The sequence below is a fragment of the Nonomuraea sp. NPDC048916 genome (genome assembly GCF_040649575.1).
In the GTDB taxonomy this organism is placed as follows: Bacteria; Actinomycetota; Actinomycetes; order Streptosporangiales; family Streptosporangiaceae; genus Nonomuraea.
The window spans coordinates 190547-204194 of record NZ_JBEZFS010000002.1; the positions used below are offsets into that span (position 1 = coordinate 190547).

Below are 13648 nucleotides of genomic sequence, written 5' to 3' on the forward strand. Positions count from 1 at the left end.
ACTCCACAACGCGGTCATCGCACCGGGGCCTTTCGTCGGATCGTGGCTCCGACGTTGGCACGCCGCGCCGACAATTCCGCGCAACGCGCTCGGCGTGTCCCGAAAGTGGATGCTGAATCGATGCCGCGCGGTCACTTGGGGAACATTTGGTCCAGTCGAGACCGGCTTTCTGGTCGCCCATGGGGTGTGTTCGACCCGCGTGCGCCGCCGATGCCGGGCCGGCCGGTAAACGTCCATCCAGCTATCTGATCATGATTTTGGTCGCCCAATGCCTACTTTTCCGACACCTCACGCCGGATACCGGACCACGAGCAGGCCATGGGACCCTTGGAGGGTGAATCTCGCCGACTCAGCGTTCCTGAACGCCTGCCGCCGCCGGCCCGTCACGCACACCCCCGTGTGGTTCATGCGCCAGGCCGGGCGCTCGCTGCCCGAATACCTCAAGGTGCGCGAGGGCGTGCCGATGCTCACCGCCTGCGCGACGCCCGAGCTCATCGTCGAGATCACCCTGCAGCCGGTCCGCCGCTACGGCGTCGACGCGGCCATCTTCTTCAGCGACATCGTGGTGCCGCTCAAGGCCATCGGCGTCGACCTCGACATCAAGCCCGGCATCGGCCCCGTCGTGGCCCAGCCGATCCGCGACGCCGCCGGCGTCGAGGTGCTGCGCCCGATCGAGCCCGACGACGTCACCTACGTCACCGAGGCCATCGAGGCGCTGGTCGGCGAGCTCGGCGGCACACCCCTGATCGGCTTCGCCGGCGCGCCGTTCACGCTGGGGTCCTACCTGATCGAGGGCGGCCCGTCCAAGAGCCACGACCGCACCAAGGCCATGATGTACGGCGAGCCGCGGCTGTGGCACACGCTGATGGAACGGCTCAGCGGCATCGTCCTCGAACACCTGCGCATCCAGGTCAGGGCGGGCGCCTCGGCCGTCCAGCTGTTCGACTCCTGGGTGGGCGCGGTGGCCCCCGACGACTACCGCGAGTTCGTGCTGCCCCACACGCGCCGCATCTTCGACGGGCTCGCCGACCTCGGCGTGCCGCGCATCCACTTCGGCGTGGGCACCGGCGAGCTGCTCGGCCTGCTCGGCGAGGCGGGCGCCGACGTGGTGGGCGTCGACTGGCGGGTGCCGCTCGACGAGGCCGCCCGGCGGGTGGGCCCCGGCAAGGCCCTGCAGGGCAACCTCGACCCGGCCATCCTGCTCGCCCCGTGGGAGGTCGTCGAGCGCAAGGCCCGCGAGGTGCTACGCCGCGGCCGGGCCGCCGAGGGCCACGTGTTCAACCTGGGCCACGGCGTGCTCCCCTCGACCGACCCCGACCAGCTCAGGCGGCTGACCGACCTGGTTCACGAGGCCTGAGTCTCCGCCGGAGCCGGAGCCGGAGCCGGAGCCGGAGCCGGAGCCGGAGCCGGAGCCGGAGCCGGAGCCGTCCTGCGGCTACGACCGCGCCGTACGAAGAAGACCACGAGCGCCACCACGGGCACGATGACGATGAGCCACGGCAGCACCGCGCCGAGCACGGTCAGCGCCACCTGCCCGAAGTCCTTCAGCGCCGACCAGCCCGCGGCGAGCCCGCCCAGGAAGCCCTCGGGCTCGTCCGACGGCTCGGGCGCCACGGTGACGGGCCCGACCAGGTTGAGCGTGAGCGTGGCCATGCCCACCTGGTTGGCCAGCTCCTTCTGCTGGGCCTGCAGCGACTCCAGGTCGGCCTCGCGGGCGGAGATCTCCCGTTCCACGTTCAGCACCTGGCCGATGGTGTCGGCCTTCTTCAGCAGCGTGCGCAGGGAGTCGAGGGCCTGCTGCGCCGACTTCAGCCGGCTGTTGACGTCGGCCACCTGCAGCGTGACGTCCTGGGTGCCCTGGTTCATCGAGAGCTGCTTGCCCAGGTCCTTGCCGAGGCTGGTGAGCACCTCGGGGTAGCGGGCGGGCGGGATCTTGAACTCCAGGCTGGCGGAGCCGTCGCCGCCGTCGGAGGAGTGCGACTCCTCCTTCGACAGGTAGCCGCCGGCCGAGGTGACGATCTGCTTGGCCCGCAGCGCCGCCGCCGTGACCTCCTTGGCCCGCACGGTCATGTTGGCCACGTAGATGACCTGCCGCTCCTGCTGGGTCACCTTGACGTTGGAGGCGATGTTGACGTTGGAGGTGACGTTGTCGCCCGCCTCGCCGGACTTGCGGGTGGCCGCCGGGGAGTCCTGGTCGGCCGACCCCCCCTGGTCCCGCGCGTACGCCGACTCGGGCGCCACGGCGGGGGCCGCCTCGCCCGAGGTGGAGGTCATCGAGCCGGAGCCGCCGCACCCCGACGCGAGCAGAGTGGCGCAGACGACCGACAACGCCACGCCGTACCGGAATCTCTTCATGCCCCTATGACGGACGCTGACGCGAGCGGGTTTGATGGGAGCCGTCACGGTATGATCACGCGCCCCGAACGGCCGGTCAGGCACCGGAGGCGGTAACGTCAGGAGCCGTGAAAGTGAACCCCGTGGAAGGGAACATGGCCCACGTCGTCGTGATCGGGGGCGGCATCTCGGGGCTGGCCGCGGCCTGGCACCTCCGCCAGGGCGGTGGCGAGCGGATCAGGGTCACGGTGCTGGAGGGCGGCCCGCGCGTCGGCGGCAAGCTGCTCGCCTCGGAGGTCGCCGGAGTCAGCGTCGACGCGGGCGCCGAGGCCATGCTGGCCAGGCGGCCCGAGGGCAAGGAGCTGGCCAAGGCGGTCGGGCTCGGCGACGACCTGATGAGCCCCGGCGGCGCCGGCTCCGCCATCCTCAGCAGGGGCGCGCTGCGGCCGATGCCCAAGAGGCAGGCCATGGGCGTGCCGGCCGACCTGACCGAGCTGGCCAGGTCGGGCATCCTGTCTCCGGGCGGCCTGCTACGGGTGCCGATGGACCAGATCCTGCCGCCCACCCTGGTGCGCACCGACGTGTCCGTCGCCGCCTACATCAGGGCCCGGATGGGCGGCGAGGTCCTCGACCGGCTCGTCGAGCCGCTGCTCGGCGGCGTCTACGCGGGCCGCGCCGACAAGCTGTCGCTGGAGGCCACGATGCCTCGGGTGGCCGCCGCCGCCCGGTCCGAGCGTTCGCTGCTGACCATCGCCCGGCAGATCGTCGAGGAGATCCCCAGAGACGCCGGCCCCGTCTTCACCACGCTCCGCGACGGCATGGGCGGCCTGCCCGAGGCCGTGGCCAAGGCCTCGGAGGCCGAGATCCGCACCGGCGTCACCGTCCGCGAGCTGCACCGGACCGAGCACGGCTGGCGGCTCGTGACCGGGCCGGTGCCGAGACCCGAGGTCATCGAGGCCGACGCGGTGATCGTGGCGACCCCGGCCCCAGCCGCCGGCCGGCTGCTCGGTGCCGAGGTGCCCAAGGCCGCGGCCGAGCTGGCCCGCATCGAGTACGCCAGCATGGCCGTCGTCACGCTGGCCTACCCCGTCGCCGCCTTCCCCGAGCCGCCCACGGGCAGCGGCTACCTCGTCCCGCCCGTCGAGGGCCGCCCGGTCAAGGCCGTCACGTTCAGCTCGGTCAAGTGGCCCCACCTCGCGGGCGATCTGGTGCTGCTGCGCTGCTCGATCGGCCGCGTCGGCGAGGAGCACCTGCTGCAGCGCGACGACGCCGAGCTGGTCTCGCTGGGCACGGCCGAGATGGGCGACGTGATGGGCGTGCGCGGGCTGCCCGTCGACACCCGCGTCACCCGCTGGGGCGGCGGCCTGCCGCAGTACAACGTGGGCCACCTCGACCGGGTGGCCAGGGTGCGCGCCGCGATCGCCGTGCAGCCGGGGCTCGCGGTGTGCGGGGCCGCCTACGACGGGCTCGGCATCCCCGCCTGCGTCGCGACCGCCCGCACGGCCGCGGCCCGGATTCTGGACCACCTGTCGCGGCGAGGAGAATAGAGGCATGACAGAGGGCGCTGCGCGGCCGAAGGCCCGCGATCTCAACCAGGTGATCCGCTACACGATGTGGTCCGTCTTCAAGGTGACCGAGCCCGTCCCCGGCGACCGGGGCGAGCTCGCCGGGGAGCTCGATGAGCTGCTGGAGCAGGCGGCTCTCAAAGACGTCGTGACCCGCGGCGTCTACGACGTGGCCGGGTTCCGGGCCGACGCCGACTTCATGTTCTGGTGGCACGCTCCCACGCCCGAGGACCTGCAGGACGTCTACTCCCGCTTCCGCCGCACCGGCCTCGGCCGCCACACCGCGCCGGTCTGGTCGGCGATGGCGCTGCACCGGCCGGCCGAGTTCAACAAGTCGCACATCCCGGCGTTCCTGGCCGAGGAGGAGCCCCGGGCGTACGTGAGCGTCTACCCGTTCGTCCGGTCGCTGGAGTGGTATCTCCTCGACGACGCCGAGCGCCGGGCGCTGCTCGCCGAGCACGGCAAGATGGCCCGCGACTACCCCGACGTGCGGGCCAACACGGTGGCCTGCTTCGCGCTCAACGACTTCGAGTGGATGCTCGCCTTCGAGGCCGACGAGCTGCACCGGATCGTCGACCTGATGCGTCACCTGCGCGGCGCCAAGGCCCGCGAGCACACCCGCGTCGAGATCCCCTTCTACACCGGCGCCCGCAAGCCCGTCCAGGAGCTCGTCGCGGCCCTGCCGTAACCTGCCGTAACCTGCCGGGTCCGGCATCCCGCTGACCTGATCTTTCCGTCTTTGCCACAATCGCCGTGGGGTGAGATGTCACGTTCCAGGGGGATCATGTGGCCACGCGGCAGGGCAGGCACGCGGCCGGTCGGCGGCGCGCGAGGGCGCGGCGGGCCCACGTCGTGTGGGCGGCCGGCGCGCTGGCGCTGGCGGGCGGGGTCGCGGTGCTGGCGGGCGCCGACGGCTCGCCGGCCGGGGCGGGAGCCCGTGCTGTTCGTCCAGGCGAAGCACGGCGAGAACGGCAACCCGGTGCTGGCGAACATCCTCGGCCCCGCCGACACCGACTGCCGGGTGACCCACCCGGAGCCGCGCTGACCGGACGGGTCACCGCGTCCGGCTCACTCGGCGGATTCGAGACGCAGCGAGACCGAGTTGATGCAGTAGCGGTCGTCGGTGGGGGTCGGGTATCCCTCGCCGTGGAAGACGTGGCCCAGGTGGGAGTCGCAGCGGGCGCAGCGCACCTCGGTGCGGACCATCCCATGGCCGCGGTCGTCGATCAGCCGCACCGCCTCCGACTCCGACGGCTCGAAGAAGCTGGGCCAACCGCAGTGAGACTCGAACTTCGAATCCGACCTGAACAACTCGGCCCCGCACGCGCGGCAGGAATAGACGCCCTCGGTCTTGGTGTCGACGTACTCCCCGGTGAAGGGCCGCTCGGTGCCGGCCTCCCTGAGCACGTGGAATTCCTCGGGCGAGAGCTGAACCCGCCACTCGGCCTCGCTTTTGACGACCTTGTCCATGCATCCAGCGTACGAGATGCGGCAAAAAGAGATCTCCGCAGGGGGAAGCATCCTTTCTGGGTCGAATTTGCGTCTTTGTAAGCAAGGGGGTGTCATCGCCTCCTGTTAAGGGTGAGATCATTCGCCGGATCGCCGAGGCGGCACAGCCCACGCCCGTGCTGGCGCCGCAGGCGATCAGAGGCCGGCCGGGTGGCGCGCCAGCGCCCGGAACGGCGACGATGGCGGGTGATCTTAAAAGGTCCGTCCCGTCGAGCCCTCGGTCCCGCCACCGAGGCGGGCTCCGGGGCGGACCCACCCGCTCGTGTGCCCGTCCGGGTAGGTTCGGGGGCATGGCATCGCCGTACATAGAGCTCGAGGTGGGGGAGCGGACCGTCAAGGTCACGAATCCCGACAAGGTCTACTTTCCGGAGATCGGCGTCACCAAGCGCGAGCTCGTCGAGTACTACGTGAGCGTCGGCGACGGCGCGCTGAGAGCGCTGAGAGACCGTCCGACCAACCTGAAACGCCACCCCGACGGCATCCACACCGATGCCATCTACCAGAAGCGGATGCCGCCCAGGCATCCCGACTGGCTGGAGACCGTGACCGTCACCTTCCCCAGCGGGCGCAAGGCCGACTCGCTGCGGGTCACCGAGGTGGCCGCGATCGCCTACTGCGCCAACCTGGGCACCATCGACTTCCACCCCTGGCAGGTGCGCGCGTCCGACGTCGAGCACCCCGACGAGCTGCGCGTCGACCTCGACCCGCAGCCGGGGCTCGAGTTCGACGCGGCCCGCAGGGCGGCCTCCCTGACCCGCGAGGTGCTCGCCGAGGCGGGCATGACCGGTTTCGTGAAGACCTCGGGCAACCGCGGCGTGCACATCGCGGTCCGGATCGAGCCGCGCTGGGACTTCGTCCAGGTACGGCACGCGGGCATCGCCCTGGCCAGGGCCGTCGAGGAGCGGGCGCCCGACCTGGTGACGACGGCCTGGTGGAAGGAGGAGCGCGGCGAGCGGGTCTTCATCGACTTCAACCAGAACGCCCGCGACCGCACGATCGCCAGCGCCTACTCGGTGCGGGCCAGGCCGACGGCGCCCGTCTCCACCCCGCTCACCTGGGAGGAGCTCGGAGACGCCGACCCGGCCGACTTCGACATCCGCACCGTCCCGGCCCGCTTCGCCAAGCTGGGAGACGTCCACGCCGCCATCGACGACGAGGCGTACTCGATCGAGACGCTGCTCGACTGGTACGCGGCGGACGATCGCGGGGACATGCCGTATCCCCCGAACTATCCGAAGATGCCCGGCGAGCCCAAGCGCGTTCAGCCGAGCAAGGCGCGTCCCGAAGGAGAGGGTGGCTGACCGTAAGAGGGCGGCTGGCCGAAGGAGGGCGGCTGAGCGAGGCGGTGGACTGCACGGCCGGCCCCCTCCGACCGGGATGAGACTCGGGCTGTCCGGCCGTGCGGCGTCCGTATTCCTCTCGTGTGGGCACCTGTCTGGAACGTAACTCGCAGAGGTGTACGCCATGTTGTGGGCGGGTTGTGAAATCTGCCAAGCGGTGTGGGATTTGTCTGCCCGGAGGAGAGAAATCCCACCCTGTCCGGAGATAGATCGTCTACTCGTAGCTCACTCTCCGCAATCGTCCGGTGATTCACCGATGTCACTTCGGTCGCATTACTTGACGATCGGTCGCCCATCTGGCCGCGCCGTACTATCCCAAGGGGCCATCCCAGGGATGGTCACGGATCACGCGGCAGGCCGAGCGCCCGCTCGGCGATGATGTTCAGCTGCACCTCGGTGGTGCCGCCGCCGATCGTGAACGCGCGGGTGGTGAGGATCATCCGGTTCCAGTGGCGGTCCGTGGGCGCCAGCGACCAGCAGAACTCCGAGACGGCCTGCGAGTGACGCATGCCGAGCAGCTTGCGCACGCTGGAGGCGGTGCCCGCGTCGGCGCCCGACAACTGGGCGAGGGTCACGCGCAGGCCCAGCGCCGACAGGGCCTGCCCCTCGGCCCACAGGCGTCCGGCCTGCTCCCGCCGCGCCTCCCGCAGCCCGGGCAGCCTCCCGACGAGCTCGATCATGTCGGTGTGCCGGGATCCCGGCCCCCACGAGTCGCCGAGCGCCACCCGCTCGTGCGACAGCGTGTCGCGGGCCACCCGCCAGCCCCCGTCCACCTCGCCGACCACCAGGTCGTCCGGCACGAAGACGTCGTCCAGGAAGACCTCGTTGAACACCTCCTCGCCGTTGATCTCCTTCAGCGGCCTGACGGTGACACCCGGCGAGGACATGTCCACCAGGAAGTAGCTGATCCCCTCGTGCTTCGGCTTCCCGGGAGAGGTCCGGGCGAGGCAGATCCCCCAGTGGGCGTACTGCGCCAGGGACGTCCAGATCTTCTGGCCGCTCAGCGACCAGCCGCCCTCCACGCGGGTCGCCCTGGTGGACAGCCCCGCCAGGTCCGATCCCGCGCCCGGCTCGCTGAAGAGCTGGCACCACACGATCTCGCCGGTGAACGTCCCGGGCAGGAAGCGTTCTCGCTGCTCCGGCGTGCCGTGCGCGACGATGGACGGCACCGCCCAGGCCGCGATGCCCAGGTTCGGCCGCTTGAGGTCGCGAAACTCCTGGTGGATGATCACCTGCTCCAGGGGCGACGCGCCCCTGCCCCACGGCTCGGGCAGATACGGCATGATCCACCCCTCTCGCGCGAACCGCCCGCGCCTGGCCGCCGGATCCTCGGCGCGCAGCGACTCGGCCTGCGCCCTGATCGTGTCCCTGAGCGTGGCCGCCTCCTCCGGCAGGTCGGGCTCGGTGCTCCGCCGCACCCCGGCGAGGGCGAGCCCGGCCACCTCCCCGGCCCAGGCGCCAGGATCGCCGGCCAGCATCCGGTCGGACAGCGCGCGGCGATAGTAGCGGTGCGCGTCGTGCTCGAACGTGTAGCCGATGCCGCCGAGCACCTGGATCGCGTCGGCGGCGCACCGCACCGCCGCGTCGGGCGCGAGCACCGCCGCCACCCCCGCCGCCAGCCGCGCCTCGTCACCGCTCGTCCCCCCGCCGGATCCGGTACGGGCCGCGCTCTCGTCCAGCGCCCTGGCCGCGTCCCAGACGGCCGCGCGAGCCCGCTCCAGCGTCACCAGCGCGGCGGCCACCCGGTGCTTCACGCCCTGGAACTGCCCGATCGGCCGCCCGAACTGCTCCCGCACCCTGGCGTGGCCGGCGGCCGTCGCCACGGCCCACGCCGCCACCCCGCACGCGTCGGCGCCCAGCAGCACGGCGGCCACCTCGCGTACCGGGGCCTCGCCGAGCACCCGCCCGGCGGGCACGTCGCGCACGGTCACCGAGCACAGCGCCCGATCCAGGTCCACCCCCTCGACGGGCTCCGCCGCCACGTCGTCCCGGTCGAGCAGCGCCCACCGCCCGTCCTCCACGGGCACCAGGAAGAGGTCGGCGCCGGGCGAGCCCAGCGCGAGCGGCCCGGCGGGCCCCGCCGCGTCGCCGAGCGCGACGGCCGCGGTCAGCGAGCCGTCCGCGAGCCCGGCCAGCGGGCCCGTCTCGGCGTCGGGAGCCCGCGCGAGCACCGCCGAGGCGATCACGGTCGGTAGGTGGGCGCCCGGAGCCCGGCGCTCGCCCAGCGCCTCCAGCGCCACGGCCAGCTCCAGCAGCCCGTAGCCCTGCCCGCCGCACTCCTCCGGCAGGTGCAGCCCCAGCACACCCTGCCCGGCCAGCGCCGCGTGCTCGACGGTCCGCTCGGCCAGCCCCCGCACGGACGCGGCCAGCGCCAGATGTTCCTCGGTCAGCCCGATACCCATGCGACGTAACCTAGAACATCATTCGGTCGATCTCCAGGGCCCATCACCGATGAAACCCGCTCGCGACCCCCTACGCGTCGCCGAACTCCAACTGGAGGGCGCGGGTGAAGTCGGCCACCGCCTCCTCGTGGCGTTCCAGCTCCTGGTGGATCTCGCCGCGCACCCGGTAGGCCCAGACGTACTCCTCGTCCAGCTCGATGGCCCGGTCCAGATCCCTCAGGGCCGATTCGTTGTCGCCCAGCTCGCTCAGGACCGCGCCCCGGCTGCCCAGCGCGCGGTCGTTGTCGGGGTCCAGCTCGATGGCCCGGTTGAGATCGGCCAGCGCCTCCTCGTAGCGGTCGATCATGCGCAGGGCCTCGCCGCGCCTGCCGAGCGCGCGCACGTACGCGGGGTCCAGCTCCAGCGCCCTGGTGTAGTCGGCGATGGCCTCCGGGTAGAGATGCAGCCGCTGGTAGAGGTCGCCCCGGGCCAGCCACGAGTAGGCCAGCTCCTCGTCCAGCTCGATGATCTTGCCGTGCTCGGCCAGCGCCTCCTCCGTCCGGTCGAGCTCGGTGAGGGCGTCGGCCCTGGCCTCCAGGATCCAGAGCGAGTCGGGCGACAGGGTGAGGGCGTGCTCGAAGTCGGCCATGGCCTCCTCCAGGCGGTCGAGCGAGGCGTACACCTGGCCGCGCGAGCCGAGGGAGTAGGCGCTGTCCGGCTCCAGGCGGAGCGCCTCGTCGAAGTCGGACAGCGCCGCCTCATACCGCTCGATGACGCGGTGGCTCTCGCCCCGCAGCCGCCAGGCGCGGGCGTTGTCCGGCACCAGCGCGATCGACTCGGTGAGGTCGGCGATGGCCGCGTCGTGCCGTGAGAGCCCGATGTACGACTCGGCGCGGCTGCGCAGGACGGAGGCCCGGGACTGGGCGGCCGCCTCGGACAGGACGGGCCTGCCGTCCTGCCTTTGGAAGATCCCTTCGCTCATGGAGGGAATCTATCGGAACGAAATCTGGATAATAGCCGTCTTTGCCGGGTGTGCCGCGTCCACCGACTTGTACGGCTGCGCAGGGCCGCTGTCGCGCGAGGCCCCGCGGTCACGGAGCGCCGACCGGAAACAGCGGGGCCACTGTTTCCGGGATGCGCCGCTCGTACCGGGTCAGCTCAACCGGGCGTGCGCGTATGCGGCCATGGCGTCGCGCATGTACTCCGCCAGACCCTCGGCGATCCGCTCGTAGTTCATCCTGAACCGCTCGTCGTCGACCTGCATCCGGCCCAGGTGCGCGTACTCTCCACTGCGGCCGGCGTCCAGAATCGGGTCATGTGCCGGTAATGAGCGTCGAGCTCGGCGAAAACCGCGGGGTCGTCGACGGGCGTGCCGGCGGCCCTGAGCTCGGCCATCCGGATCATTCCCCGCCGTCGCCACCGCATCCAGCCGGTCGCGCTCCCCCAGCGGTCGCTGGTGGTGAATCCGACAACATCGCCAAGGCGATGCCGCCGAGCCCGGGACGCCGGCCGCATCCTGCGGCTGCCGCGCGAGGGTCTTGCCGTCCCACGGCCAGTCCGGCGAGCGCGGTCCGGCCCATGGGGTGGATTGCTCCTGGTGGTGGGCGGGACGGAGTGGCTGGATGGATGGATTCGATTTGTGCTATTGAAGTGGAAAAGGCTAAAAGATCATGGTTAGGGAGCTTCAGCCGGACGGGGAAGTCGTCGTGACCGAGTGGATCAAAGTGGAGACGGTTGTGGAGCCGACGGGGTTGAGGGGGAAAGGGGATCTGGTTCTCTTCCGCGGCTTCGCGGGCAGGGACGGCATGCCCGGTGATGATGACGATCTGACGGAGTGGGTGCCGGGGACCGAGGAGGAGCGGGTGGCCTGGCTCACGGCCTTTCATGAGTGCTGCATGGAGATCTACGCGGCGCAGGATGAGCGCGACAAGGCGATGGCCTGGGGGCGATGGTGGCGGGCCGGTCGGATCGGTTCGCGCTATGCCGCACGGGTCCGGCGGGCGGTCAAGGCATACCAGCCCGTCCAGGAGGAGATCAGGCTCAGGCTGGCGGCGGAGAGGCGCAGGCAGGAAGAGGTCGTCAGGACGGTGGCCGCCCAGCAGGTATGGCGGTATGGCGTGGCGGACTACTCCCCTTACACCGCGGTCGCCTATCGGGACGACGTGACTCCGGACACGAGCCTGTCGCCGTCCAGGGCGGCCGCACACGCTCCGCGGCCCGTGAGCGGGTATGAGCTCGCGGCAGGGCTTCGCGACCTACGCCGTTCTGGGGTCAGGCGGGTCAAGTGGGATCCTGCCGCCCTCGCGGAGACGCGGCGGCGCCACGGGGATGCGACCGTCCAGCTGTGGGTGTACTGGGTGGACAGGACCTCCAAGTCGATGGCGCGAGCTTTCCTCAGGAGCGGGGCCGACGATGCCGAGGGCTTGCTCGAATCGGCTGCCGGCAACCTGGACGACTGGCTCTCCGACACCTCGTCGAGCGCCGATTCTGCCAGCGGGGGTTCAGGGGATGGGGCCTCGGAATACGGGGGTTACTCGGGCGGTGGGTACTCGAGTGGCGGATATTCGGGCGGTGGGTACTCCAGTGGTGGATCGTCCAGCAGTGGGGACAGCGGCTCCTCCAGCGATGGGGGCGGCGGATCTTCCGGCGGGTCGGACTGACGCGCGTCGGCCTGTGGGTCGGGACGTGATCAGCGAGACCGCAGGGTGTCGGAATTCGGAATGGAACCCGGTGCAGGGGCGCGGTTGTGGCGGATCTGTACAGCGTCGTGTGCGTGCGTGACCGGGCGACATCGCAGAAGTGGTTCGAGGCGTTCTTCGGGCGGCCGGCGGACGAGATCATCGGCAAGGAGTGCTTGTGGCAGGTCGGTGAGAACGCGTGGGTCGTCATCGACGACCGGCACATGCGGGCCGCACGGGTGGGCGGCACCATGATCACGTTCGGCGTGACCTCCAGTCGCACCTGCACACGCCAGTCGAGGTGGCTTTCCTTGAGGGCCGGTCAACGTGCCTCACGTGTCAGAAAAGATCATCTCGCTCTGACCTGCGAGAAGAGGTCAGCAACCCAAGATGGCCCTCGCTGTCACCATGCCTGGACCAAGGGGCCCTGCTCGCCGGGCACCACCTGGGTGTGACCGGTTTCGAGGTCGAGGCGCAGCAGTTGTGAGGGGGCGCCGCCGCACGGAGGTAGTCCGGTCAGGGGTGACCGGTCCATCTCCGAAGCCTCCCGGTCGACGCCGACCAGCACGTGGCGGCCGGTGGGGTCGAGCGCCAGCGATTCGATGTGGCCGCAGTCCAACGCCAGGACCTTCCTGACCAGCCGTGTCCCCTCATGCAGGACGAGCGTGCGGGTCGGCCAGCCGAGCGCGCGCAGTTGCCGCCCGCCGGGCAGGGGCAGGATCGGGCGGGTGAACTCGTGCTCGGCAGGGGCGGTGACCTCCCCGGTCGCGCCCGTGCCCACGTCGAGAGTGGCCAGGGCGCCGGCCAGGACGCTGTGATCGGGGAGCGCGAGGATCCGGGCGTCCAGCCACTGGAGACGATAGCCGTTGACCGGCCATTCGCGTTCCAGGGTGCCCACGAAGCTGGCTTCGTCCGTGATCCGCCCGTAGGCGATGCGGCCCTCGGTGGAGACGGCCAGGCCGTTGACCGTGCCCTCGAGGGTGGGGGTGAGCCGCTCGCCGACCGTGATCCGGCCGTCGTCGCTCATGGACAGCCGGTAGAGGCGGAAGTAACGGCCCGACAGGCTGGTGAGCGCCGCAACGTAGTGGCCGGGTTCGGTGTCACGGACGATGAGATCGTACTGAACGTAGGTGCGTGTCGCCTGGGGCAGCAGGCTCACCGGCTCACCGGACTCCAGGTCGAGCACGTGCGGCCGACCCACGCCGGCCACCGCGTAACGCGGGGTGCCGTCGGCGTTGACCGGCAGCCCGATCAGCGCGGCGGGCAGGAACGCGGCCAGTACGACGGCTGCCACGGCCAGTCCGGCGGCGCGCAGATCGGTCAGGCGCGGCCGGATTCCCGCGCCCGCGATCCCGGCCAGCAGGACCATGGTGGCGGGGGAGAGCAGCCAGGCCAGGATCAGGCGCGGCGCCACGAAGGACGGCGGCGCCGCCTGCGCGTGCAGGCATTCCTGCCAGATGAAGGGCATGTCAGGAGACAGCCGCTCCCCGGCCTCGGCCAGCGCGGCGGGGAGCAGGGCGACCGCCAGTCCCAGCGTGGCGGGAAGCAAGGAGCTGCCCCGGCTCGCGTTGGGACCGCCCCGGGGGCGCGACCGGATCGCCCAGAACGCGGTCAGCGCCAGCACTACGGGCTGGAGCCGGGCGAGCCAGTCACCGAGGAAGTCGGCCACCTGAGCCGCCGGAACGGGCTGCGGCCAGTCCAGCGGCCCGGCACTGCCGCAGGTGACCATCACCGTTTCAGTGAACAGGGGCTCGACCAGCAGTTCCCACAGCGACAGCGCCACCGCTGCCGCCCAGAAGAACTTCATTACGCGCATTGGGGGAACTTCCGAGCTCTGTGTA

11 protein-coding genes are annotated in these 13648 nt (G+C 71.2%); 5 read left to right on the plus strand and 6 right to left on the minus strand.

Annotation, left to right across the window (positions count from 1 at the left end; translation table 11 throughout):
• Positions 1–334 precede the first annotated feature (334 nt).
• A complete protein-coding gene (gene hemE / locus AB0C16_RS02510; protein ID WP_357678063.1) occupies positions 335–1357 on the plus strand; it encodes a uroporphyrinogen decarboxylase in 1023 nt (340 codons plus the stop codon).
• On the opposite strand, the gene AB0C16_RS02515 is transcribed toward hemE, so the two are convergent.
• Complete coding sequence (locus tag AB0C16_RS02515) at positions 1345–2355, minus strand: DUF4349 domain-containing protein (RefSeq protein WP_357678065.1); 1011 nt, start codon at positions 2353–2355, stop codon at positions 1345–1347. The genes hemE and AB0C16_RS02515 overlap by 13 nt on opposite strands.
• Before the next feature lie 134 nt (positions 2356–2489).
• Between AB0C16_RS02515 and hemG the strand changes: the two genes are divergently transcribed.
• Both hemG and hemQ read left to right on the plus strand, forming a co-directional pair.
• The gene (gene hemG / locus AB0C16_RS02520) at positions 2490–3881 is read left to right on the plus strand and encodes a protoporphyrinogen oxidase (protein ID WP_357678229.1); all 1392 of its coding nucleotides are present in this window, start codon (positions 2490–2492) and stop codon (positions 3879–3881) included.
• A 4-nt stretch (positions 3882–3885) separates the two neighbouring features.
• Complete coding sequence (gene hemQ / locus AB0C16_RS02525; RefSeq protein ID WP_357678067.1) at positions 3886–4587, plus strand: hydrogen peroxide-dependent heme synthase; 702 nt, start codon at positions 3886–3888, stop codon at positions 4585–4587.
• A 380-nt stretch (positions 4588–4967) separates the two neighbouring features.
• Here the strand turns inward: hemQ and msrB are convergent, their stop codons facing one another.
• The gene (gene msrB, locus AB0C16_RS02530; protein ID WP_357678069.1) at positions 4968–5369 is read right to left on the minus strand and encodes a peptide-methionine (R)-S-oxide reductase MsrB; all 402 of its coding nucleotides are present in this window, start codon (positions 5367–5369) and stop codon (positions 4968–4970) included.
• Between the two features lie 329 nt (positions 5370–5698).
• Here msrB and ligD point away from each other — a divergent pair, with 329 nt between their 5' ends.
• Positions 5699–6709, plus strand: a complete 1011-nt coding sequence (gene ligD / locus AB0C16_RS02535; protein ID WP_357678071.1) for a non-homologous end-joining DNA ligase — start codon at positions 5699–5701, stop codon at positions 6707–6709.
• Positions 6710–7086: 377 nt separating this feature from the next.
• On the opposite strand, the gene AB0C16_RS02540 is transcribed toward ligD, so the two are convergent.
• The 3 genes from AB0C16_RS02540 to AB0C16_RS02550 form a co-directional block, all read right to left on the minus strand.
• Complete coding sequence (locus AB0C16_RS02540) at positions 7087–9150, minus strand: acyl-CoA dehydrogenase (protein ID WP_357678073.1); 2064 nt, start codon at positions 9148–9150, stop codon at positions 7087–7089.
• A 70-nt stretch (positions 9151–9220) separates the two neighbouring features.
• Positions 9221–10111 (minus strand): tetratricopeptide repeat protein, encoded by an 891-nt coding sequence (locus AB0C16_RS02545; protein WP_357678074.1) that lies wholly within the window; start codon positions 10109–10111, stop codon positions 9221–9223.
• 171 nt (positions 10112–10282) lie between these two features.
• Positions 10283–10393, minus strand: coding sequence for a TipAS antibiotic-recognition domain-containing protein (locus AB0C16_RS02550; RefSeq protein ID WP_357678076.1), 111 nt, complete (start codon positions 10391–10393; stop codon positions 10283–10285).
• Positions 10394–10799: 406 nt separating this feature from the next.
• Here AB0C16_RS02550 and AB0C16_RS02555 point away from each other — a divergent pair, with 406 nt between their 5' ends.
• On the plus strand, positions 10800–11789 hold the full coding sequence (locus tag AB0C16_RS02555) for a hypothetical protein (RefSeq protein WP_357678078.1): 990 nt from the start codon (positions 10800–10802) through the stop codon (positions 11787–11789).
• A gap of 421 nt (positions 11790–12210) precedes the next feature.
• Here AB0C16_RS02555 and AB0C16_RS02560 read toward each other — a convergent pair whose 3' ends face one another.
• Complete coding sequence (locus tag AB0C16_RS02560; RefSeq protein ID WP_357678079.1) at positions 12211–13614, minus strand: hypothetical protein; 1404 nt, start codon at positions 13612–13614, stop codon at positions 12211–12213.
• Positions 13615–13648 lie beyond the last annotated feature (34 nt).